18 protein-coding genes and 4 pseudogenes are annotated in these 22,451 nt (G+C 70.2%); 14 read left to right on the top strand and 8 right to left on the bottom strand.

Going from position 1 to position 22,451, the window contains the following annotated elements; translation table 11 throughout:
• The first annotated feature begins 126 nt into the window (after positions 1–126).
• Both F7P10_RS43765 and F7P10_RS43760 read left to right on the top strand, forming a co-directional pair.
• On the top strand, positions 127–1,029 hold the full coding sequence (locus F7P10_RS43765; RefSeq protein ID WP_368077446.1) for an ABC transporter ATP-binding protein: 903 nt from the start codon (positions 127–129) through the stop codon (positions 1,027–1,029).
• A gap of 146 nt (positions 1,030–1,175) precedes the next feature.
• Complete coding sequence (locus F7P10_RS43760; RefSeq protein WP_254716868.1) at positions 1,176–2,249, top strand: ABC transporter ATP-binding protein; 1,074 nt, start codon at positions 1,176–1,178, stop codon at positions 2,247–2,249.
• 215 nt (positions 2,250–2,464) lie between these two features.
• Here F7P10_RS43760 and F7P10_RS45255 read toward each other — a convergent pair whose 3' ends face one another.
• The 8 genes and pseudogenes from F7P10_RS45255 to F7P10_RS00675 all read right to left on the bottom strand — a co-directional run bounded on the left by F7P10_RS45255 (position 2,465) and on the right by F7P10_RS00675 (position 9,116).
• The gene (locus tag F7P10_RS45255) at positions 2,465–2,830 is read right to left on the bottom strand and encodes an ABC transporter permease (protein WP_368077502.1); all 366 of its coding nucleotides are present in this window, start codon (positions 2,828–2,830) and stop codon (positions 2,465–2,467) included.
• A 171-nt stretch (positions 2,831–3,001) separates the two neighbouring features.
• Positions 3,002–4,851, bottom strand: a pseudogene (locus tag F7P10_RS45250) (ABC transporter permease); the annotation flags it as partial.
• 184 nt (positions 4,852–5,035) lie between these two features.
• Positions 5,036–5,818 (bottom strand): annotated as a pseudogene (locus tag F7P10_RS00690) (ABC transporter ATP-binding protein); the annotation flags it as partial.
• 376 nt (positions 5,819–6,194) lie between these two features.
• Positions 6,195–6,875 (bottom strand): response regulator transcription factor, encoded by a 681-nt coding sequence (locus F7P10_RS00685; protein ID WP_151007589.1) that lies wholly within the window; start codon positions 6,873–6,875, stop codon positions 6,195–6,197.
• Between the two features lie 57 nt (positions 6,876–6,932).
• Positions 6,933–7,190 (bottom strand): sensor histidine kinase, encoded by a 258-nt coding sequence (locus tag F7P10_RS43745; protein ID WP_254716331.1) that lies wholly within the window; start codon positions 7,188–7,190, stop codon positions 6,933–6,935.
• Between the two features lie 11 nt (positions 7,191–7,201).
• The gene (locus tag F7P10_RS43740) at positions 7,202–7,975 is read right to left on the bottom strand and encodes a sensor histidine kinase (protein WP_254716330.1); all 774 of its coding nucleotides are present in this window, start codon (positions 7,973–7,975) and stop codon (positions 7,202–7,204) included.
• Entirely contained in the window at positions 7,945–8,163 is a 219-nt protein-coding gene (locus F7P10_RS43735) for a hypothetical protein (protein ID WP_254716329.1), read from the bottom strand. The genes F7P10_RS43740 and F7P10_RS43735 overlap by 31 nt, the downstream gene beginning before the upstream one ends.
• 95 nt (positions 8,164–8,258) lie before the next feature.
• A complete protein-coding gene (locus F7P10_RS00675) occupies positions 8,259–9,116 on the bottom strand; it encodes a PD-(D/E)XK nuclease family protein (protein ID WP_254716328.1) in 858 nt (285 codons plus the stop codon).
• A gap of 283 nt (positions 9,117–9,399) precedes the next feature.
• Here F7P10_RS00675 and F7P10_RS00670 point away from each other — a divergent pair, with 283 nt between their 5' ends.
• The 12 genes and pseudogenes from F7P10_RS00670 (at position 9,400) to F7P10_RS00615 (ending at position 22,443) form a co-directional block, all read left to right on the top strand.
• The gene (locus F7P10_RS00670) at positions 9,400–10,590 is read left to right on the top strand and encodes a site-2 protease family protein (protein WP_254716327.1); all 1,191 of its coding nucleotides are present in this window, start codon (positions 9,400–9,402) and stop codon (positions 10,588–10,590) included.
• A 75-nt stretch (positions 10,591–10,665) separates the two neighbouring features.
• Positions 10,666–11,661 carry a tRNA (adenine-N1)-methyltransferase gene (locus tag F7P10_RS00665; protein WP_218040317.1) on the top strand — a complete coding sequence of 332 codons (996 nt, stop codon included), beginning with the start codon at positions 10,666–10,668 and terminating at the stop codon, positions 11,659–11,661.
• Positions 11,662–11,910: 249 nt separating this feature from the next.
• Positions 11,911–13,675 (top strand): annotated as a pseudogene (arc, locus tag F7P10_RS00660) (proteasome ATPase).
• 153 nt (positions 13,676–13,828) lie between these two features.
• Positions 13,829–15,344, top strand: a pseudogene (gene dop, locus F7P10_RS00655) (depupylase/deamidase Dop).
• A 286-nt stretch (positions 15,345–15,630) separates the two neighbouring features.
• Positions 15,631–15,840, top strand: coding sequence for a ubiquitin-like protein Pup (locus F7P10_RS00650; protein ID WP_151007586.1), 210 nt, complete (start codon positions 15,631–15,633; stop codon positions 15,838–15,840).
• 399 nt (positions 15,841–16,239) lie between these two features.
• Positions 16,240–17,145: an endonuclease VII domain-containing protein gene (locus F7P10_RS00645; RefSeq protein ID WP_151007585.1), complete on the top strand. Its 906-nt coding sequence runs from the start codon at positions 16,240–16,242 to the stop codon at positions 17,143–17,145.
• Positions 17,146–17,280: 135 nt separating this feature from the next.
• Complete coding sequence (prcB, locus tag F7P10_RS00640; protein WP_151007584.1) at positions 17,281–18,147, top strand: proteasome subunit beta; 867 nt, start codon at positions 17,281–17,283, stop codon at positions 18,145–18,147.
• A gap of 21 nt (positions 18,148–18,168) precedes the next feature.
• The gene (gene prcA / locus F7P10_RS00635) at positions 18,169–18,933 is read left to right on the top strand and encodes a proteasome subunit alpha (RefSeq protein ID WP_151017746.1); all 765 of its coding nucleotides are present in this window, start codon (positions 18,169–18,171) and stop codon (positions 18,931–18,933) included.
• A gap of 248 nt (positions 18,934–19,181) precedes the next feature.
• The gene (gene pafA / locus F7P10_RS00630; RefSeq protein ID WP_151007583.1) at positions 19,182–20,540 is read left to right on the top strand and encodes a Pup--protein ligase; all 1,359 of its coding nucleotides are present in this window, start codon (positions 19,182–19,184) and stop codon (positions 20,538–20,540) included.
• Between the two features lie 202 nt (positions 20,541–20,742).
• Positions 20,743–21,360 carry an FKBP-type peptidyl-prolyl cis-trans isomerase gene (locus F7P10_RS44970; protein ID WP_176611258.1) on the top strand — a complete coding sequence of 206 codons (618 nt, stop codon included), beginning with the start codon at positions 20,743–20,745 and terminating at the stop codon, positions 21,358–21,360.
• Positions 21,338–21,655, top strand: a complete 318-nt coding sequence (locus tag F7P10_RS00620) for an FKBP-type peptidyl-prolyl cis-trans isomerase (RefSeq protein WP_218040316.1) — start codon at positions 21,338–21,340, stop codon at positions 21,653–21,655. Before F7P10_RS44970 ends, F7P10_RS00620 begins: the two co-directional genes overlap by 23 nt.
• A 71-nt stretch (positions 21,656–21,726) precedes the next feature.
• Entirely contained in the window at positions 21,727–22,443 is a 717-nt protein-coding gene (locus tag F7P10_RS00615) for a metalloregulator ArsR/SmtB family transcription factor (RefSeq protein ID WP_151007581.1), read from the top strand.
• Positions 22,444–22,451 lie beyond the last annotated feature (8 nt).

The following is a 22,451-nucleotide window of genomic DNA, read 5'->3' as shown; positions in this document are numbered from 1 at the left end:
GGACGGTGCTCCGAGGCGTTCCTCGAGGTCCGCGACCTCAAGATCCACTTCCCGACGGACGACGGCGTCGTCAAGTCCGTCGACGGCCTGTCGTTCAAGCTGGAGCCGGGCCGCACCCTCGGCATCGTGGGGGAGTCCGGGTCGGGCAAGAGCGTGACCAGCCTCGGCATCCTCGGCCTGCACAACCGCCGCAACGCGAACGTGTCGGGCGAGATCTGGCTGGACGGCACCGAGCTCGTCGGGGCCTCGCAGAGCGAGGTCCGCCGCCTCCGCGGCCGCAAGATGGCGATGATCTTCCAGGATCCGCTGTCGTCGATGCACCCCTTCTACACGGTGGGGCAGCAGATCGTCGAGGCGTACCGGGTGCACAACGACGTGTCCAAGCAGGTCGCGCGCAAGCACGCGATCGAGATGCTGGGCCGGGTCGGCATCCCCAAGCCCGACAGGCGGGTCGACGACTACCCGCACCAGTTCTCCGGCGGCATGCGGCAGCGCGCGATGATCGCGATGGCGCTGTCGTGCGACCCGGAGCTGCTGATCGCCGACGAACCCACCACCGCGCTCGACGTGACCGTCCAGGCGCAGATCCTCGACCTCATCCAGGACCTGCAGCAGGAGTTCAACTCCGCCGTCATCATGATCACCCATGATCTGGGGGTCGTCGCGGAGCTGTCGGACGACATCCTGGTCATGTACGGCGGCCGCTGCGTGGAGTACGGCGCCGTCGAGGACGCGTTCCACAACCCCATGCACCCCTACACGTGGGGTCTGCTCGGTTCCATGCCGCGGCTGGACCGCGAACGCTCGGAGCGGCTGATGCCGATCACCGGGACGCCGCCCAGCCTGATCAACGTCCCGCAGGGGTGCGCGTTCAACCCGCGCTGCCCCTACAGCGAGCAGACCGACGGCAAGAGCACGACGGCGCGTCCCGAACTGGTCGAGGTCGAGCCCGGCCACCTGGCGGCCTGCCACCTGCCGGCCGCGCGGCGGCGGGAACTCTGGAACGACGAGATCCGGCCGAAGCTGTGACGAGCACGGGGGACGAGACTGTGAGCACTTCCAAGAGCAAGGCCCCGGGCGACGAGACCCCGGCGGCGCAGGGCACCGCGGACGGGGGCGTCCCGGTGCCGGCGGAGCGGACCCGCGAGGACGCGCCGAAGCGGCGCGACGGCGAGGTGCTGCTGGACGTCGACGGGCTCGGCAAGCACTTCCCGGTCACGGCGGGGCTGCTGCGCCGGCAGGTCGCGGCGGTCAAGGCCGTCGACGGCGTGTCGTTCTCGGTCCGCAAGGGCGAGACGCTCGGCCTGGTGGGGGAGTCGGGCTGCGGAAAGTCCACCACCGGCCGGATGATCATGCGGTTGCTGGACCCCAGCTTCGGCAAGATCACCTTCGAGGGGCAGGACATCACCACGATGTCCCAGGGGCGGCTGCGGCCGCTCCGCCGCGACCTCCAGATGATCTTCCAGGACCCGTACTCGTCGCTGAACCCGCGCAAGACCGTCGGCGCGATCGTCGGGGCCCCGTTCCGGCTGCAGAACATCGAGGCCAAGCAGGGCGTCAAGAAGGCCGTCCAGGAGATCCTGGAACTCGTCGGCCTCAACCCCGAGCACTACAACCGCTACCCGCACGAGTTCTCCGGCGGCCAGCGGCAGCGCATCGGGATCGCCCGCACCCTCGCGCTCAAACCCAAGCTGATCATCGCGGACGAGCCGGTGTCGGCGCTGGACGTGTCCGTGCAGGCCCAGGTCGTCAACCTGCTGGAGGACCTGCAGGACGAACTCGACCTCACCTACGTCGTGATCGCGCACGACCTGTCGGTGGTGCGGCACATCTCCGACCGGGTCGCCGTCATGTACCTCGGCAAGATCGTCGAGATCGCGGACCGCGACGACCTGTACGAGCGGCCCATGCACCCCTACACCAACGCGCTGATGTCGGCGGTGCCGGTCCCCGACCCGTCCCGGCGCGGGGACCGCAAGCGGATCCGGCTGCAGGGCGACGTGCCCAGCCCGCTGGACCCGCCGCCCGCCTGCCGCTTCCACACCCGCTGCTGGAAGGCGCAGGACATCTGCAAGCAGGTCGAGCCGCCGCTGGTCGAGCTCAGCCCCGGCCACCAGACCGCCTGCCACTTCCCGGAGAACACCACGGTCAGCGCCACCGACGCGGTCGCCCGCGCCACGGTCGCGCCGGGCGCCGAGGCCGAGACCGGCTCCACGGCCGGCGACGCCGCCGGCAAGTCCGACGCCTGACCCGCCCGGCACCCCCGGCACCGGTCCGCCCCGGTAGCCGGTACGCGCCGTCCGCCCTTCGCCGCGGCGCGCACGTCCCGGTGGCGGACGCACGGCGGACGCACGGCGGACGCCCGAGACGCCGCGAACGCGAAAGACCCGGCCCCCGCGGGACCGGGTCTTTCGCGTCGCCCGTGCGGGCGGCCGGGCCCCCGTCCGGCCACCCGCCCGTGCGGCTACTCGGTGGAGATCGCCTCCAGGACGTCCATCCGCCCTGCCCGCCACGCCGGCCACAGCGCCGCCAGCACACCGATCACCGCGGCCACCACCAGGTACACCACCAGCGTCACCACCGGCACCGACAGCACCGACAGCCCCTGATCGGCCAGCGCCTGCTGGAGCGCCGCGCCGAACGCCACCCCGATCCCGATACCGAGGACGGCACCGAACACCGCGATCACGATCGACTCGACCCGGATCATCCGCCGCAGCTGCCGGCGACTCACCCCGATCGCGCGGAGCAGCCCGATCTCCCGCGTCCGCTCGATCACCGACAGCGCCAGGGTGTTCACCACCCCCACCGCCGCGATGATCACCGACATCATCAGCAGCGTCGTCAGGAACGTCACGAACCCGTCCACCTGCTGCCGCGCGTCGTCCTTCAGCGCCGCCTGGTCCGACACCTCCAGATTCGGGTAGGCCGCCAGCGCGTCCTCGATCGCCTTCGTCGTGGACGCCCCCGCGTCCGCGGCGGTCACGACCACCGTGTCGATCGTCGGCCGCAACGTGTGCGCCAGGTACAGGCGCGGATCGACGAGCTGCCCGCCCGCCATCGGGTTCTCGGCGTACACGCCGGTGACCGGCACCTGCACGCTCTCCCCGTCGGGGAACCGGATCGGGACCCGCGACCCCACCCGCCAGCCGTTCTTCTTCGCGTTCTCCTCGCTGACGAGGATCCCGCCCGACCCGAACGACGCCTCGCCCCGGACGACGTCCAGCCGCAGCGCCCGCACGACCGGCGCCGCCTCACCGGACACGTAACGGACGTCCTCCCCGCCGATCTCGGCGTTCCCGCCGTAGACCGGCGCGGCGTCCGTCACGCCGGGCACGCCCTCGATCGCCTCGACCGCGCCGTCCCCGACCGACGCGCCCGCCATGGCGCCGCCGCCCGCCTGCACGATGTAGTCCGCGCCGAACTGCTCGTCGACCTGCTCGTCGACCGACGCGCGCATCGTCGACCCCAGCACGTTCACCGTCGTGATCAGCGCCAGCCCGATCATCAGCGCCGACGCCGTCGCCGCGGTCCGCCGCGGGTTCCGCAGCGCGTTGCGGCGCGCGAGCCGCCCCGTGGTGCCCAGCGTCCGCGCGAACGGCGCGCCCAGCACCGTCACCACCGGGACGCTGATCACCGGCGCGAGCATCGTCACCCCGATGAACACCGCGAGCGCGCCCGTCCCGACCAGCGCCACCGCGCCGTTCCCCGAACCGGCGAGCCCGGCCGCGATCAGCGCCGCGCCGCCCGCGGTCAGCAGCGACCCGAGCGCCACCCGGATCCGCATCGACCGCTGCGGCAGCGCCACATCGTCGCGCATCGCCGCCACCGGCGGGATCTTCGCGGCGCGCCGCGCCGGGAAGTACGCCGACACGACCGTCACCACGATCCCCACCGCGTACGACACGATCACCGCCGTGGGCGTGATCGCCAGCGCCGAGGTGTCCATGCCGGCGGCGCCCTGCAGCAGCCACGCCAGCCCCGCACCGGCGCCCAGGCCCATCGTGGACCCGACCGCGCCGACCGCGACGGCCTCCCGAGGACGGCCCGCGTCACCTGCGGGCGTCCCGCACCGATCGCCCGCAGCAGCGCCAGCTCACGCGTCCGCTGCGCCACCAGCATCGAGAACGTGTTGAAGATGATGAACGCCCCGACGAACACCGAGATCAGCGCGAACACCAGCAGGAACGTCCGGAAGAACCCCATGATCTGCCCGACGGCGCTCATGGTCTCCTCCCGCAGCTCGTCCCCGGTGATCGCCTCGTACCCCTCCGGGAGGACCGCCGCGACCCGGTCGCGCAGCTCCTCCTCCGACGGGCCCGCGGACTCCATCTGCAGGTCGGTGAAGTACCCCGGCCGCAGCATCAGCCGCTGCGCCGTCGCGGTGTCGAACGCGGTGAGCGACGTGCCCATCATGTCGCCGGTGTCGACGATCCCGACCAGCGTCATCTCCCGCACCGGGCCGGCCGTGACGACCTTCACCCGGTCGCCCACCCCGAATCCGGCGTCCTGCGCCGTCGTGGCGTCCAGCATCACCTCCTCCGGGCCCTGCGGCGCCCGGCCCGAGGTGATGTCGAACGTGCCGTCGTCGTACCAGTTCACCCCGAGCTTGGGCGGCCCCTGCCCCGCGGGCGGCCCGGCCACCTCGCCCTCGCGGTCCAGCACCGCCGCGTACCCGGTGACGTTGCCCTCGACGCCCTTGGTCCCCTCGACGCCCTTCACCCGCTCCACGACCGACGCGGGCACCGGACGCGAGCCGCCGCCGGGGACGTCCGCCGCGCGGACGTTCACCGCCACGTGGCTCCCGATCCGGCTGAACATGTCGTCGAACTGCTTGTTCATGCTGTCGGTGAAGATCAGCGTCCCGGCCACGAACGCGACGCCGAGGATCACCGCGACGCCCGTCAGCACCAGCCTGATCTTGTGCGCCGCGAGATTGCGGAGCGTGACCCTCGCCATCATCGGGCCGCGCCCTCCCGCGGCCCTCACCGGCGCCGCCGGCCGGGCCGTCCGCCGGGCCCGCGGCCGGAGCCGCGTCGAACCCCTTCATGCGCTCCAGAACCCGGTCCGCGGTCGGCTCCGCCATCGTGTCCACGATCCGCCCGTCCGTCAGGAACAGCACCTGATCGGAGTACGCCGCCGCCGACGGGTCGTGCGTCACCATCACGATCGTCTGCCCCATCTCCCGCACCGACGAGCGCAGGAACCCCAGCACCTCCGCGCCCGACCGCGAGTCCAGGTTCCCCGTCGGCTCGTCCGCGAAGATGATCTCCGGGCGGGACGCCAGCGCCCGCGCGCACGCCACCCGCTGCTGCTGCCCGCCCGACAGCTCCGTCGGCCGGTGCTTCAGCCGCGGCCGCAGCCCGACGGTGTCGATCACCTGGTCCACCCAGGCCCGGTCCGGCTTGCGGCCCGCGATGTCCATCGGCAGCGTGATGTTCTCCAGCGCCGTCAGCGTCGGCACCAGGTTGAACGCCTGGAAGATGAACCCGATCTTGTCGCGGCGCAGCCGCGTCAGCTGCTTGTCCTTCAGCCGAGTCAGATCGGTGTCGCCGACGAACACCGAGCCCGAGTCGACCGAGTCCAGCCCCGCCATGCAGTGCATCAGCGTCGACTTCCCCGACCCGGACGGGCCCATGATCGCCGTGAACCGGCCCCGCGGGATCCCCGCCGACACCGCGTCCAGCGCCACGACCCGGGCGTCGCCGCGCCCGTACACCTTCGAGATCTGCTCCACCCGCGCGGCGACATCGCCCGTCCCGGGGCCCGTCCCCGGCGCGGATCGCGCATCGGCGGTCGATGGGGCGGTGTTCGTCACGAGAACTCCTGTTGGGGTGAGAGGTGCGGATGAACACGGACCGGCCGTCTCAACGACGATCCGTTACCGGAAACCCTAGAAGTTCCGCGCGCCCGGAAGATGCACCTACGGAAGGGAATCGGCCGTCCACCCAACGCAGGACGAGCGCCCGCCCGCTCGTCCTCCCGGAGTAGGACGGACATGGCCCTGAGTCCGGGGCGACCCCGAGACGCCCGCCCGGCGCCGGCGCGATCACCACAGGTCGGCCGCCCGCACCGACCCCGAGCCGTCCCCGTTTTGAGCCGTCCCCGTTCCGAGCTGTTGGCGGCCGAGCCGTCCCGGCCGCATCGCACGCCCGGTACGGACCCCGGTCGCACCCGAAGCGCGGCCGCGCGCGTCAGCTCTGACCCGGGCGGCTCAACCCCGTCTCGTAGGCGTACACCACCGCCTGCACCCGGTCCCGCAACCCCAGCTTCGCCAGCACGTTCCCCACATGCGTCTTCACCGTCGTCTCACTGACCACCAGCTCCGCCGCGATCTCCGCGTTCGACTGCCCGCGCGCCACGTGCGCCAGCACCTCCCGCTCCCGCTCGGTCAGCGTGTCCAGCCCCGGCGGCGGCGCCGAATCCCGCGCCGCCGGCAGCCGCGTCGCGAACTTGTCCAGCAGCCGCCGCGTCACGCTCGGCGCCACGATCGCGTCGCCCGCCGCCACGATCCGGATCGCCTGCACCAGATCCTCCGGCGGCGAGTCCTTCAACAGGAACCCGCTCGCACCCGCCCGCACCGCCTCGATCACGTACTCGTCCAGATCGAACGTCGTCAGGATCAGCACCCGCGGATCGTGCGCCGCCGCACCGTCCCGGATGATCCGCCGCGTCGCCTCGATCCCGTCCACACCCGGCATCCGGATGTCCATCAGCACCACGTCCGGCAGCAGCGACCGCGTCATCTCCACCGCCGCCGCGCCGTCCCCGGCCTCGCCCACCACCGCGATCTCCGGCTCCGCCTCCAGGATCAGCCGGAAACCCGTCCGCAGCAGCGGCTGATCGTCCACCAGCAGCACCCGCACCGCGCTCATCGCGCCGCCCCGTCCATCGTCCCGGCTCCTCGCCTCACGCCGCTCATGCCCGACAACCTACGCCTCCAGCGGGAAACGGGCCCGCACCCCGAACCCGCCGCCGACCCGCGGCCCGATCCGCAGCTCGCCACCGTACAGCGCCACCCGCTCGTACATCCCCACCAGCCCGTGCCCCGGCCGCGCCTCGTCCCCCGCCATGATCGTCGCCGTGCCCGGCCCGTCGTCCTCGATCTCCACCGTCAGATGATCAGCGGTGTAGTACAGCCGCACCCACGCCCGCGCATGCGCCCCCGCGTGCTTCAGCGTGTTCGTCAACGCCTCCTGGATCAACCGGAACGCCGCCACGTCCACCCCGGCGACGGCGTACGCGCCTCACCCTCGATCCACAGCTGCACCGACAACCCCGTCTCCCGCACATGATCCAGCAGCTCGCCCAGATCACCCAGCCCCGGCTGCGGCGCCAGCTCGCCCCCCGCCCGCTCCGCGTCCCGGTCCGTCCGCAGCACCCCCACGATCCGCCGCATCTCGCTCAACGCCGTCCGCCCGACCTCCTCGATCGTCGACATCGCGTCCCGCGCGCTGCCGGCGTCCCGGTCGATGATCCGCCGCGCCGCCCCCGCCTGCACCGTCATCACGCTCACATGGTGCGCCACCACATCGTGCAGCTCCCGCGCGATCCGCGAACGCTCCTCGATCCGCGCCGCCCGCGCGTCCGTCCCCCGCGCCCGCTCCAACCGCGCCGCACGATGCTCCAACTCCGCGAAATACGCCCGCCGCAACCGCAGATTCCGCCCCAGCATCCACACACCGATCACCAGCGCGCAATCGGTGAGGAACACCATCGGCTCGATCGGCACCGGCAGCAGCACCAGCATCGCCACGAAGTACACGACCGCCACAAGCCCGCCCAGCGCGCTCTGCGCCAGCCCCCGATGCGCCGCCACGCTGTACACCGCGACCAGGAAAGCCACCACGTCCGGCACCGACGGCGGATACCGCAGCGCCGTCAGCACCGCCCCACCCGCCACCACGAACAGCATCACCCCCAGCGGGGCGCGCCGCCGGAACGTCAACGCCATCGTGACGACCACCACCAGCACGCCCCCAGCGCGTCCGGCGGCGTGAACGCCGACTCGTAGCCCCCCACCCGCACGTCCGACAGGAACAGCTGCGGCAGCCCCACCAGCAGCAACCCGGCCGCGAGCAGCGCATCGGCCGCAGACGGACGCGACTGCAGCCAGGCACGGAAGGCGAAGAGACCACGGATGCGGGGTGACACGATTCTCACCCTAGGAGGTCACGCCAGGTCGTGAGCCCTCCTGAACGCGGATCTGCGGTCATCCCCAAGAAGGAGGAACACCGCCCCGCCACCACCCGCAAGACCTACAGATCGTCCCGCTCCCGCGCCGCACCCACCGCATCACCCGCCGCATCACCCGCCGCGTCACCGCCCGCCGGGACCTCCGGCGACCGGCGTCCCACCGGCACCACCGGCAACGGCGGGGGAGTGCCCCCGAACTCCGGACACCGCTCCCGATGATCGCACCAGTCGCACAGCCGCCCCCGCCGCGACCGCCACTCCCCGCTGTCCATCGCCCGCCGGATCGCCTGCCACAACGCCTCCACCTTCCGCTGCGTCGCCCGCAGATCCGCCTCGTCCGGCTCGTACCGCAGCACCTCGCCGTTCCCCAGATACATCAGCTGCAGCAACCGCGGCACCCGCCCCCGCAACCGCCACAGCACCAGCGCGTAGAACTTCATCTGGAACAACGCCCGCGCCTCGAAATCCGCACGCGGCGCAGTCCCCGTCTTGTAGTCCACGATCCGCACCTCACCGGTCGGCGCCACGTCCACCCGGTCGATGTACCCCCGCAGCTTCAACCCCGAGTCCAGCACCGTCTCGACGAACAGCTCCCGCTCCGCCGGCTCGAGCCGCCGCGGATCCTCCAACGTGAAATACCGCTCCACCATCCGCCGCGCCTGCGCCAACCACTCGTCCCGCTCGGCGTCCCCGGCCTCGCCGTCCCCGAACAGCCCCGCCAGCTCCGGCTCCGACTCCAGCAGCCGCTCCCACTCCGGCCCCAGCATCGCCAGCGCCGCCTCCGGCGTCCGCCCGCCCGTCGGCAGATCGAACAACCGCTCCAGCACCGAATGCACCAGCGTCCCCCGCACCGCCGCGGCACTGGGCCGCTCCGGGATCCGGTCGATCACCCGGAACCGGTACAGCAGCGGGCACGTCATGAAATCACCCGCCCGCGACGGCGACAGTGACCCCACGACCCGCACCGCCGCGTCCCCGGACCCGCCGGCCCCCGCCCCGGAAACGGAGGGATCACTGGGCGTGCCTGGGCGCCGGCCACCGGCCTCGGTCGTCGTCATGGCACAGCAGCGTAGGCGACCACCCCGACGAAACCCCGCAACCCCGCGACCCGCACGCCCCCCGGCCCCCACCGGACGTCCCGCCGCCGCGACCGGAACACCACCGGCAGCACGAACGCCCCACCGGGGCCGTAGCATCGGTGACGTGACACACAGCGCGCCCCCGAACCCGGGCAAGACCCCGGCCACCGGCCACGACGACCGCCAAGGCCCGCGGCCCGGCCTCTACTTCGGCCGCCCCTTCGGCGTCCCCGTCTTCGTCTCGCCCAGCTGGTTCCTGGTCGCCGTCCTCGTCACCATCATGTTCGAAGGACAGGTCAACGACGTCGTCGAACGCCCCACCAGCTACGCCGTCGCCTTCGCCTACGCCGTCCTCCTCTACGGCTCCGTCTTCGTCCACGAACTCAGCCACGCCGTCACCGCCCGCGTCCTCGGCCTCCCCGTCCGCTCCGTCACCCTCCACATCCTCGGCGGCGAGACCTCCATCGAACGCGAGGCCCCCACCCCCGGCCGCGAATTCCTCATCGCCTTCGCCGGCCCCCTCGTCAACCTCGTCCTCGCCGGACTCGGCCTCCTCGCCCACGCCACCCTGCCCCTCCCCGACGTCGCCCTCCTCCTCGTCGACGCCCTCACCTTCGCCAACCTCCTCGTCGGCGTCTTCAACCTCCTGCCCGGCCTCCCCCTCGACGGCGGACGCCTCGTCCGCGCCGCCGTCTGGAAAGCCACCGGCCACAGCCGCAGCGGCGCCATCATCGCCGGCTGGGTCGGCCGCGCCGTCGCCATCGCCGCCCTCCTCGCCGGCGCCTACCTCGCCGCCTACCCCGCCTCCGACGAAGCCACCGGCGGCGGCACCGGCTTCGGCTGGCTCGCCCTCCTCTGGTCCGCCCTCGTCGCCTCCTTCATCTGGGTCGGCGCCACCCAGGCCATCCGCGCCGAACACGTCCGCGACCGCATCCCCCTGCTGTCCGCCCGCCGCCTCGCCCGCCGCGCCACCCTCGTCACCCCCGACGTCCCCCTCGCCGAAGCCGTCCGCCGCGCCCACGCCGACCACGCCGGCGCCCTCGTCGTCGTCGACCACGACGGCACCCCCCAAGGACTCGTCAGCGAGAAGGCCGTCACCGAAACCCCCGAGCACCGCCGCCCCTGGGTCACCGTCGGCGACCTCTCCCGCGGCCTCGACCCCGACCGCACGCTCCCCGCCGACCTCCGCGGCGAAGCACTCATCGAAGCCCTCCGCCGCGCCCCCGCCCCCGAATACCTCCTCACCGAACCCGACGGACGCGTCTACGGCGTCCTCGCCGTCAGCGACGTCGACCGCACCTTCGCCGGAATCTGAACCCCGCCCGCACCGCCCCCCGCCCCGCCGCACGACGGACCGAACCGCCCCCGCCCGCCGCTAGCCTTGACGCCCATGAGCGAACCCCAGTCCAACGACGGACCCCGCACAACCACCGGCCGCATCCCCCACGGCCCCTTCCGTCCCGGAGACCAGGTTCAGCTCACCGACCCCAAAGGCCGCATCAACACCATCACCCTCCAAAGCGGCAAGGAATACCACTCCCACAAGGGCGCCATCCCCCACGACACCATCATCGGCAGCCCCGAAGGCTCCGTCTTCCGCTCCACCGGCGGCACCGAATACCTCGCCTTCCGCCCCCTCCTCACCGACCACACCCTCCGCATGCCCCGCGGCGCCGCCGTCGTCTACCCCAAGGACGCCGCCCAGATCGTCGCCCAGGCCGACATCTTCCCCGGCGCCCGCGTCATCGAGGCCGGCGCCGGATCCGGCGCCCTCAGCTGCTTCCTCCTGCGCGCCGTAGGCGAACACGGACACCTCTCCTCCTACGAACGCCGCCCCGACTTCGCCGACATCGCCCGCGGCAACGTCGAACGCTTCTTCGGCGGCCCCCACCCCGCATGGCGCCTCACCGTCGGCTCCCTCGAAAACGACCTCGCCGAAACCGAGATCGACCGCGCCGTCCTCGACATGCTCGCCCCCTGGGAATGCATCGACGCCGTCGCCGAAGCCCTCATCCCCGGCGGCATGCTCTGCGCCTACATCGCAACCACCACCCAGATGTCGCGCATCGTCGAAGACCTCCGCGCCCACGGCAGCTTCGCCGAGCCCTACGCCTTCGAAACCCTCCTGCGCTCCTGGCACGTCGACGGCCTCGCCGTCCGCCCCGACCACCGCATGATCGGCCACACCGGCTTCCTCGTCACCGCCCGCCGCCTCGCCGACGGCGTCACCCCGCCCACCCGCCGCCGGCGCCCCGCCAAGGGCGCCCACCCCACCCCCGACGGCACCCCCGGCAACGGCACCCCCGGCAACACCGCCCCCGCCGCCGACGGCGCCCCCGCCGACGCCGCACCCGACGCCACGCCCGGGCCCACCACCGAGTCATAGATCACATCCCGGCACCCCACCGGCGTGTCGCGCCACAACCCGCCGAAACCACCGGACCCCGCCCCCGCACCCTCCGCCACACCACGAAACCCCAGGTCCCGCACCCACCGCCCGCCCCCAGACCACCCCCGCACCCCGCCCGAAAGCCACCCGCACGACACGAGAACCGAATGGGCAGGTTACGGAAGCCCTCCAGATAGGTAGGGTCTCAGTAGGTCGTCGGCTCTCTTCGTGAGGAGGTGACGGGGCGTGGCCGCTCGTGATGATGCTGGGGCGCGCAGAGCGCAGCACGACAAGGAGGTCAAGGACCTCCAAACGCAGATCTCCTTCCTGGAGGAGGAGATCACCGTGCTGCGCCGCAAACTCGCGGAATCCCCGCGCCAAGCACGCGTGCTGGAAGAACGTCTCCATGAGGCACAGGCCAACCTGGCCGCGGTGACCGGTCAGAACGAGCGTCTCGTAGCGACCCTCAAAGAGGCTCGCGAACAGATCGTGGCGCTCAAGGAGGAGGTCGACAGGCTCGCACAACCACCCTCCGGATTCGGGGTCTTCCTCGAAGCCCGCGACGATGGAACGGTCGACATCTTCACCGGCGGACGCAAGCTGCGCGTCAACGTCAGCCCCGCCGTCGAAGTCGAAGACCTCCAGCGCGGCCAGGAGGTCATGCTCAACGAGGCACTCAACGTCGTCGAAGCCCTGAAGTTCGAAGAGCAGGGCGAAGTCGTCATGCTCAAGGAACTCTTCGACGACGGAGAACGCGCCCTCGTCATCGCGCACGCCGACGAGGAACGCGTCATCAAAACTCGCCGAACCACTCCGCGGCGTCCCACTCCGCGCCGGCGACTCGCTCATGCTCGAGTCCCGCTCCGGATACGCCTACGAGAAGATCCACAAGGCCGAGGTCGAAGAACTCGTCCTCGAAGAGGTCCCCGACATCTCCTACAACGAGATCGGAGGACTCGGCGGCCAGATCGAACTGATCCGCGACGCCGTCGAACTGCCCTACCTGCACGCCGACCTGTTCCGCGAACACCAGCTCCGGCCCCCCAAGGGCGTCCCTCTCTACGGACCCCCCGGATGCGGCAAGACCCTCATCGCCAAGGCCGTCGCCAACTCGCTCGCCAAACAGGTCGCCGAGAAGACCGGCAAGGAAGGCAAGAGCTTCTTCCTCAACATCAAGGGGCCCGAACTCCTCAACAAGTACGTCGGCGAAACCGAGCGCCACATCCGCCTCGTCTTCCAGCGAGCCCGCGAGAAGGCCTCCGCCGGCACCCCGGTCATCGTGTTCTTCGACGAGATGGACTCCATCTTCCGCACCCGCGGCTCCGGAGTCTCCTCCGACGTCGAGAACACCATCGTCCCGCAGCTGCTCAGCGAGATCGACGGAGTCGAAGGCCTCGAGAACGTCATCGTCATCGGCGCGTCCAACCGCGAGGACATGATCGACCCCGCGATCCTGCGCCCCGGACGACTCGACGTCAAGATCAAGATCGAGCGCCCCGACGCCGAAGCCGCCAAGGACATCTTCTCCAAATACATCCTCAGCGGCCTCCCGCTCCACCCCGACGACATCAAGGAACACGACGGCTCCGAAGCCGCCACCGTCGACGGCATGATCCAGCGCACGGTCGAACGCATGTACGCCGAAACCGAGGAGAACCGCTTCCTCGAAGTCACCTACGCCAACGGTGACAAGGAAGTCCTCTACTTCAAGGACTTCAACTCCGGCGCCATGATCCAGAACATCGTCGACCGCGCCAAGAAAATGGCCATCAAACAGTTCCTCGACACCGGGCAAAAAGGCCTGCGGGTCAACCACCTGCTCGCCGCCTGCGTCGACGAGTTCAGCGAGAACGAAGACCTGCCCAACACCACCAACCCCGACGACTGGGCCCGCATCTCCGGCAAGAAGGGCGAGCGGATCGTCTACATCCGCACCCTCGTCTCCGGAACCAAGGGCGCGGAAGCCGGACGCTCCATCGACACCGTCGCCAACACCGGCCAGTACCTCTGACCGGCACACCCGCGACCACGACCGCGGCGGCCCCCGGACCGGGGGCCGCCGCGGCCGCGTCACGCCCATGCGACCCCGCCCGCGCCACGACGAACCCGCCACGACACACCGTCCCCGTGGCTCCACCCCCACGGCCCCGATAGGCTCGACAATATGACTGTTCGGCGGGTGATGGGCATCGAGACCGAGTACGGCATCTCCGTACCGGGCCAGCCAGGGGCCAACGCGATGGTGACCTCCTCCCAGGTCGTCAACGCCTACCTCGCGGCATCGGCGGCACGCGCCCGCCGGGCCCGCTGGGACTTCGAAGAGGAGAACCCCCTCCGCGACGCCCGCGGCTTCGACCTCGCACGCGAGGTCGCCGACCCCACCCAGCTCACCGACGAAGACCTCGGCCTCGCCAACATCATCCTCACCAACGGCGCCCGGCTCTACGTCGACCACGCACACCCCGAATACTCCGCACCCGAGTGCACCAACCCCCTCGACGCCGTCATCTGGGACAAAGCCGGAGAACGCGTCATGGCCGACGCGGCCCAACGCGCCGCCATGGTCCCCGGCACCAACCCCATCCAGCTCTACAAGAACAACACCGACAACAAGGGCGCCTCCTACGGCTGCCATGAGAACTACCTCATGCGCCGCGAGACCCCCTTCGCCGACATCGTCCGCCACCTCACCCCCTTCTTCGTCTCCCGCCAGGTCGTCTGCGGCGCCGGCCGCGTCGGCATCGGCGTGGACGGCCGCGGCGACGGCTTCCAGATCAGCCAGCGCGCCGACTTCTTCGAAGTCGAGGTCGGCCTCGAGACCACCCTCAAACGCCCCATCATCAACACCCGACGAACCCCACGCCGACCCCGAAAAGTACCGGCGCCTCCACGTCATCATCGGCGACGCCAACCTCGCCGAGCTCTCCACCTACCTCAAGCTCGGCACCACATCCCTCGTCCTCGCCATGATCGAGGACGGCTTCCTCACCACCGACCTCTCCGTCGACATGCCCGTCGCCTCACTGCGCGCCGTCTCCCACGACCCCTCCTGCAAGCACCTGCTCACCCTCCGCGACGGCCGCAAGATGACCGCCGTCCAGCTCCAGATGGAGTACCTCGAGCAGTCCCGCAAGTACGTCGAGGACCGCTTCGGCGCCGACGTCGACGACATGACCAAGGACGTCCTCGATCGCTGGGAGTCGGTCCTGCACCGCCTCGGTGACGACCCCATGCAGCTCTCCCGCGAGCTCGACTGGGTCGCGAAGCTGGCCCTGCTCGAGGGCTACCGCAGCCGCGACGACATCGACTGGTCCCACTCCCGCCTGCACCTCGTCGACCTGCAGTACGCCGACGTCCGCCCGGAGAAGGGCCTCTACAACCGCCTCGTCGACCGCGGCCGCGTCGAACGCCTCATCACCGAGGCCCAGGTCGAGTCCGCCATCGACGACCCGCCCGAGGACACCCGCGCGTACTTCCGCGGCCGCTGCCTGCGCCAGTACGCCGACAACGTCGCCGCCGCCTCCTGGGACTCCGTCATCTTCGACGTCCCCGGCCGCGAGTCCCTCCAGCGAGTCCCCACCCTGGAACCCCTGCGCGGCACCAAGGAGCACGTAGGCGGCCTTCTGGACCGCTGCCGCACCGCGGAGTCCCTCGTGGCCACCCTCACCGGCCAGGACTGATCTGACGGCCGCAGGATCGCTCTGACCAGCGCACACCCCGCCCCGCGCCGCAATCGTGCGGCGCGGGCGGGTGATGCTGTTATACCGGCTATATCGCCGCGCTGACCTGGGCAAACGGTCGACGTCTCCGTATCGAGACCGGTTTGCCCGTTTCATAGTCTACGGACCGGCGATAACCCGAGCATGCCGGAGGCCTCCCGCCGACGCGACGAAACGGACCGCAAGATCCACTCGTCGCCGAAGATCGGGATAAGGTCGAAGGCAACGGCAGGAGCGGAGGTACGTGATGGCCACAAAGGACACCGGCGGTCAGAAGCAGACCACGCGGCGCACGGACGAGGTCGAGGAGACCGAGGCCACGACCAGCGAAGACGTCCAAGAGCGCCACGAGGAACTGACCGACGACGTCGACAATATCCTCGACGAAATCGACGAAGTCCTCGAGGAAAATGCAGAGGAATTTGTCCGTTCATTTGTGCAAAAGGGCGGACAGTGATGGATAAATCGGACATGTCCGACTCCATCAAAATAACGAAGTCTTTCGAGTTCTCAAATGGAACTCGAAAGTGTTGTCGAATCATGGGTGGGACTGGTAAGGTCCCACCCATGATTGCTGCAAAAAGTGCAAGGACTGCGGGCAGATCAAGGCGGCCGCCGAGTTCTGGAAGCGCAAGGCGTCGCCGGACGGTCTTGCTCTCTACTGCAAAGACTGCTTCGCTCGGCGAAACTCCAGTTCTTATCGGAAGAAGCAGGCGGCGCTAGGGAAACAGACGAGGGAGTTCAAAAGGCGTCGCAGTGATCCGGAGGGAATGAAGTACTGCCCGCGGTGTGAGGAGGTCAAAGCAGTGGAGGACTTCGGTAGGAATCAATCTACGAAGTCCGGGAAATCTGTTTATTGCAAGCCCTGCTGGAACGTGATCTCGAGGGTCCATCGGAGCGCAGGCACGGCAGCAGCCGCAACTACCTCCTCAAACTCCGCTACGGCGTCACCGAGGAGGAGGTGTCGCAGATGATCGCCGGGCAGGGAGGCGTGTGCGTCATCTGCCTGCGAGGCCCGGCGAAGCACGTCGACCACGACCATTTCTCCGGCGCCGTTCGTCACATCCTGTGTTTCAAGTGCAACGGCGCGCTCGGTCAGTTCGACGACGACCCTCAGCGGATGCTCCTCGCCGCGGACTACCTCGAACTTCGCGGTTCGCAGGCACGGATGCTCGAGAACGAGGTCGGCGCGTCGGTTTTCGGGGGGCCGGATCGCGTGCGTACGGATCCGCTCTGGCGGCAGCGAAGAGCGTCGATGAGCACGTCGCGGCATTACCACCTGCGCCAGAAGTACGGGATCACCGATGAGGACGCCGACTGGCTCCTCGAACGCCAAGTGGGCCTGTGCGGAGTCTGTAGCGACCGTCCTGGGGAGCACATCGACCACGACCACGAGACCGGCGCCGTGCGCGGTATCGCCTGTACCGGTTGCAACACGGGGATGGGCCAGTTCGGTGACGACCCCACGTCCCTCCGCCGCGCGGCGGACTACGTGATGGGGGAGCTCGTCAAGACGGTGAGGGGGGACGACGGTACGGGGCGTCTGTCGTTCACGCTCCCCGACGTGGATCCGGCGACGGTTGCTCCGGACGGCTGGAAGCCTTACCTCGCCGCGGACGGCGAGCGGCGACGCGGCAATCCGTCGTTCGGTGCGCGTCCGAGCGGGGATCTCACGCCGCTCGAGGTTCTGGTGCGGGAGATCGTCGCGCGTGCCGGAGCGGCCGGCCGGACGGCGGCGCCCGGCGGTACCGCCCGTCCGTAGGGCCGCTCGTGGCCCCGCCGGGGTGGCCGGTTCGCCGTGGGCTGACTCGGCGGGGTGGGCGCGGCATGCAGGGACGGGCGTTGAACAGTAGGGTCGTACTCGTCCGCGCCGGTGATCTCTGAGGGGGCCGGTGCCATGGTGGAGGGAAGGGAGTCGCGTGGCGTCCCACGAATCGCACACCGGGCGTCTGCCGGTTTGTTCGCGAGTCCGGACACGTCTTCGTTCACGGAGTTCCTGGGGGCGTACTCGCCGGATCTGCTGCCCGGTGGGCGGACGCCGCCGGCGGCGCCGGTCGGGGAGGAGATCCCGCACGGGACGACGATCGTCGCGGTGAGCTTTCCCGGCGGGGTGGTGATGGCCGGGGACCGGCGGGCGACCGCGGGGAACGTGATCGCGCAGCGCGACATCGAGAAGGTGTTCCGGGCGGATGAGTTCTCGGCGATCGCGATCGCGGGGACGGCGGGCATCGGCCTCGAGATGATGCGGTTGTTCCAGGTGGAGTTGGAGCATTACGAGAAGCGCGAGGGCCGGACGCTGTCGGTCGAGGGCAAGGCGAACCGGCTCGCGACGATGGTTCGGCAGAATCTGGGCATGGCGATGCAGGGGCTGGCGGTGGTGCCGCTGTTCGCCGGGTACGACGAGGAGCGGGACGCGGGGCGGATCTTCTCCTACGATCCGGCGGGCGGCCGGTACGAGGAGCGGGACTTCCATTCGATCGGTTCGGGGTCGGTGTTCGCGCGGGGCGCGCTGAAGAAGCTGTTCCGGCGGGATCTGTCGGTGGAGGACGCGGCGCTGGTGTGCGTGCAGGCGTTGTACGACGCGGCGGACGACGATTCGGCGACGGGTGGTCCGGATCTGCCGCGGCGGATCTTCCCTGTGGTGGCGTCGGTGACGTCGGACGGGTATCGCCGGCTCGGTGAGGACGAGGTGGGGGCGCTCGCGCGGTCCGTGGTCGAGGGACGTTACGACTCGCCGGGCGGGCCGACCGCCCCGCTGCGATAGAAGGGATCCAGACCGGTGTCGATGCCGTTCTATGTGTCGCCTGAACAGCAGATGAAGGACAAGGCGGACTATGCGCGGAAGGGGATTTCGCGTGGCCGCAGCGTGGTCGTGCTGCAGTACGACGACGGCATCCTGTTCGTGGCGGACAATCCGTCTCGGGCGTTGCACAAGATCAGTGAGATCTATGACCGGATCGCGTTCGCGGCGGTTGGGAAGTACAACGAGTTCGAGAACCTGCGGCTGGGCGGGGTCCGGTACGCGGACATCAACGGGTACCAGTACGACCGTCGGGATGTGACGGCGCGGGGGCTGGCGAACGTGTACGCGCAGTCGCTGGGGACGATCTTCACGGAGACGAACAAGCCGTACGAGGTGGAGTTGGTCGTCGCGGAGGTCGGTGAGGACGCGGAGACGGATCAGATCTACCGGTTGACGTTCGACGGGTCGGTGGCCGACGAGCACGGGTACGTGGCGATGGGCGGTCAGGCGGATGCGGTGGCGCAGGCGCTGAAGGACGGGTTCCGCGAGGGGGCGTCGCTGGAGGAGGCGTTGCGGACGGCGGTGCGTGCGCTGGAGGCGCAGGATTCGGATCGTCGTCTGGAGGCGTCGTCGCTGGAGGTGGCGGTGCTGGACCGGAATCGGGAGCACCGGCTGTTCAAGCGGTTGGCGGCTCGCCGGATCGAGGGGCTGTTGTCGGAGGGGTCCGGCGGGTCGTCGGGCGGTGAGGGCGCGGCCGGTGAGGACGCGGGGTCGGGGTCGGGGTCGGGTTCGTCTGACGGGGACTGAGTCGGGGCGGTGGCCCGGGCGTTCGGGGCCGGTCGTTCGATGCGGGCGGTCCGGGGCCGGGCTCTGGCCGGGTGCGGGTTCGGAGCGGGCGTGCTCGGTTCGTGCCGGTGGGCCCGTCGTGGTGGTGCGGTGTGGTGCCGTGTCGTCGCGGCGGGCTTTCGGTGTGGTGTGGGGGGCCGGGGTGGGTGCTGGGAACCTTGTCCATCCGGAGACTACGAAGTTGGGGCCGGGGCGCATAGGGTCGTGGTGTGGACAGGCGCATCTTCGGGCTTGAGAACGAGTACGGCGTCACTTGCACGTTCCGTGGGCAGCGGAGGCTGTCTCCGGACGAGGTGGCGCGCTATCTGTTCCGGCGTGTGGTCTCGTGGGGGCGCAGCAGCAACGTGTTCCTGCGGAACGGCGCGCGGTTGTACCTGGATGTGGGGAGTCATCCGGAGTACGCGACGCCGGAGTGCGACAGCGTGGTCGATCTCGTGACGCATGACAAGGCGGGGGAGCGGATCCTGGAGGGTCTGCAGGTGGACGCGGAGCGGCGGTTGCGCGAGGAGGGCATCGCCGGCGACATCTATCTGTTCAAGAACAACACGGATTCGGCGGGGAACTCGTACGGCTGCCATGAGAACTATCTGGTCGGTCGTCATGGTGAGTTCGGTCGGCTGGCGGATGTGCTGATTCCGTATCTGGTGACGCGGCAGATCATCTGTGGTGCGGGGAAGGTGCTGCAGACGCCGCGGGGTGCGGTGTACTGCGTGTCGCAGCGTGCGGAGCACATCTGGGAGGGCGTGTCGTCGGCGACGACGCGGTCGCGTCCGATCATCAACACGCGGGACGAGCCGCATGCGGATGCGGAGCGGTTCCGGCGGCTGCATGTGATCGTCGGTGACTCGAACATGAGTGAGGCGACGATGCTGCTGAAGGTCGGTGCGACCGATCTGGTGCTGCGGATGGTCGAGGCGGGGGTGGTGATGCGTGATCTGACGCTGGAGAACCCGATTCGGGCGATCCGGGAGGTCAGTCATGACATGACGGGCCGGCGGAAGGTGCGGTTGGCGAACGGCCGGGAGGCCAGTTCGCTGGAGATCCAGAAGGAGTACTTCGTCAAGGCGCGGGATTTCGTGGACGCGCGCGGTGGGGACGCGACGGCGAAGCGGGTGCTGGATCTGTGGGAGCGGACGCTGCGGGCGGTGGAGACCGGGGATCTGGATCTGGTGTCGCGGGAGATCGACTGGGTGATGAAGTACCAGCTGATCGAGCGGTATCGGCGCAAGTACGATCTGCCGTTGTCGTCGCCGCGGGTGGCGCAGTTGGATCTGACGTATCACGATGTGCATCGTGATCGGGGGTTGTACTACCTGCTGGAGCGGCGTGGGGCGGCGGAGCGGGTGACTCGTGATCTGGACATCTTCGAGGCGAAGTCGGTGCCGCCGCAGACGACGCGGGCGCGGTTGCGGGGTGAGTTCATCCGTAAGGCGCAGGAGAAGCGTCGTGATTTCACGGTGGACTGGGTGCATTTGAAGTTGAACGATCAGGCGCAGCGGACGGTGTTGTGCAAGGACCCGTTCCGGTCGGTGGACGAGCGGGTGGACAAGCTGATCTCCGGTATGTAGGGGGCGGTCGTTCGGTGGGTCGGTCCGTGTTGCGGGGCGGCGGGGTGTGCCTTGTGGGCGGGTTCGGTGTGTCGTGCGGTGGTGTCGGTGGGAGTTGGCTCGCCGGGGCCTACTGGCGGGTCACTTTGGGGGTAGGGTGAGCGCCCAGCAGCGCTCGTCACCCCCGTGAAGGACCTGTATGCGCCGTCGTCGTCTTTCGGTCGTGCTCGCCGTCGCACTGCTCGCCGTTCCGCTGGTGGTGGTGTCGTCGTGCTCGTTGTTCGGCGGCGGGGTGGGGGTGTCGGTCGGCGGGGAGTTCGGGAAGGTGCCGGACGTGGAGTTCCCGGACGGCGGCCCGGACGACTCGCTGGCGGTGGAGACCCTCGAGGAGGGGGACGGCGCGGAGGTGCGCGAGGGCGATCTGGTGGTGGCCGACTATGTCGGTTACCGGTGGAACGACGAGGAGCGCAAGCTCGTGGCGAGCAGTTATGCGGAGGGCGAGCCGGGGGTGTTCCCGACGGGGACGGTGGTTCCGGGGCTGGCGGAGGCGCTGGTGGGTGCGCGGGCGGGGCGCGTGTGGTGGCGCGGATTCCGCCGGAGAAGGGGTTCGGGGAGGATGGTGACACCCGGCATCGGGTGGGTGCGGACGACACGCTGGTGTACGTGCTGGACGTGCGGGGGTGTACGGGAAGTCGGCGGGGCCGAAGGGGAAGGCGCCGGAGCGGCGGGAGGCGGGCCTGCCGGAGGTCGGGGATGCGGCGTCGGGTCAGGTTCCGGTGGTGACGATGCCGCGGGCGGCGGCGCCGAAGAAGCTGCGGGTGGGGACGCTGGTGCAGGGTGAGGGGCCCGAGGTGAAGGGCGGGCAGCTCGTCGCGCTGCAGTATGCGGGGTATTTCTGGCGTAACGGTCAGGTGTTCAATTCGACGTGGGGTGAGGGGCATCCGGCGGCGGTGACGATCGGGACGGGCGAGGTGCTGAAGGGCTGGGACGAGGCGCTGGTGGGGCGTCGCGTGGGCAGCCGGTTGGTGCTGGTGGTGCCGCCGTCGCTGGGGTACGGGGAGAAGGGGCTGTCGCAGTACGGCATCCGGGGCGATGACACGCTGGTGTTCGTCGTCGATCTTCTCGGCGTGCATTGAGGCGGTCCGCCGGGGCCGCTGGTGCGGCCCGGCGTTCTAAAACCCATTCCCGCTGTTCCTAGACTGGCGGGGTGGAGGACATCGACGCGATCGCGCTGCTGCAGGATCCGGTGCGGCGGCGGCTGTACGAGTTCGTGGCGGCGCGGGGCGGTGAGGTGGGCCGGAACGAGGCCGCCGAGGCGGCGGGCGTGGGCCGGACGCTGGCGGCGTTCCATCTGGACAAGCTGGTGGGCGCGGGCCTGCTGGAGGCGGGCAGCCGGCGGTTGACGGGCCGTTCGGGTCCGGGTGCGGGTCGTCCGGCGAAGGTGTACCGGCGTTCGGCGGGGGAGCGGGGGGTGTCGTTTCCGGCGCGGGATTACGTGACGGCGGCGGGGCTGCTTGCGGAGGCGGCGGAGGCGGCGGGCCTGGATGCGGAGGTGCGGGACGCGGCGCGCAGGCGGGGGCGTTCGCTGGCGGGGGCGGGCGGGCCGTGCGGTGGTCTGGGGGAGTTCGAGGGGGTTCTGGCGCGGCGCGGTTATGAGCCGGTGCGGGAGGGGTCTGCGGGCGGCGCGGCGGTGGTGCGCATGCGCAACTGCCCGTTCCATGTGGTGGCGGAGGCGTTCCCGCCGCTGGTGTGCGGGATGAATCTGGCGTTGCTGGAGGGCATGGCGGAGGGGGTCGAGGGGGTGCGGGTGCGGATGGACGCGCGTCCCGGCTGGTGCTGTGCGGTCGTGGAGGAGGCCTTGGAGGAGGCTGCGGCGGGGTCGCCGCCTCCGCCTCCGCCTCCTTCTAAAAACAATCAAGATTGACATAGAAG

It is taken from the genome of Actinomadura sp. WMMB 499, from assembly GCF_008824145.1.
Lineage (GTDB): Bacteria > Actinomycetota > Actinomycetes > Streptosporangiales > Streptosporangiaceae > Spirillospora.
Note: the sequence above shows the minus strand (reverse complement) of the source record. Positions and strands in the feature narration are given on the sequence as shown.

What these genes read in the sequence shown, in the direction of transcription:
- F7P10_RS45255 (WP_368077502.1), bottom strand. Translation starts at nt 2,830, where the DNA reads ATGTCGGTGATCATCGCGGCGGTGGGGGTGGTGAACACCCTGGCGCTG.
- F7P10_RS00685 (WP_151007589.1), bottom strand. Translation starts at nt 6,875, where the DNA reads ATGAGCGCGGTGCGGGTGCTGCTGGTGGACGATCAGCCGCTGCTGCGG.
- F7P10_RS00675 (WP_254716328.1), bottom strand. Translation starts at nt 9,116, where the DNA reads ATGACGTGCCCGCTGCTGTACCGGTTCCGGGTGATCGACCGGATCCCG.
- F7P10_RS00665 (WP_218040317.1), top strand. Translation starts at nt 10,666, where the DNA reads ATGAGCGAACCCCAGTCCAACGACGGACCCCGCACAACCACCGGCCGC.
- F7P10_RS00650 (WP_151007586.1), top strand. Translation starts at nt 15,631, where the DNA reads ATGGCCACAAAGGACACCGGCGGTCAGAAGCAGACCACGCGGCGCACG.
- prcB (WP_151007584.1), top strand. Translation starts at nt 17,281, where the DNA reads ATGGTGGAGGGAAGGGAGTCGCGTGGCGTCCCACGAATCGCACACCGG.
- prcA (WP_151017746.1), top strand. Translation starts at nt 18,169, where the DNA reads ATGCCGTTCTATGTGTCGCCTGAACAGCAGATGAAGGACAAGGCGGAC.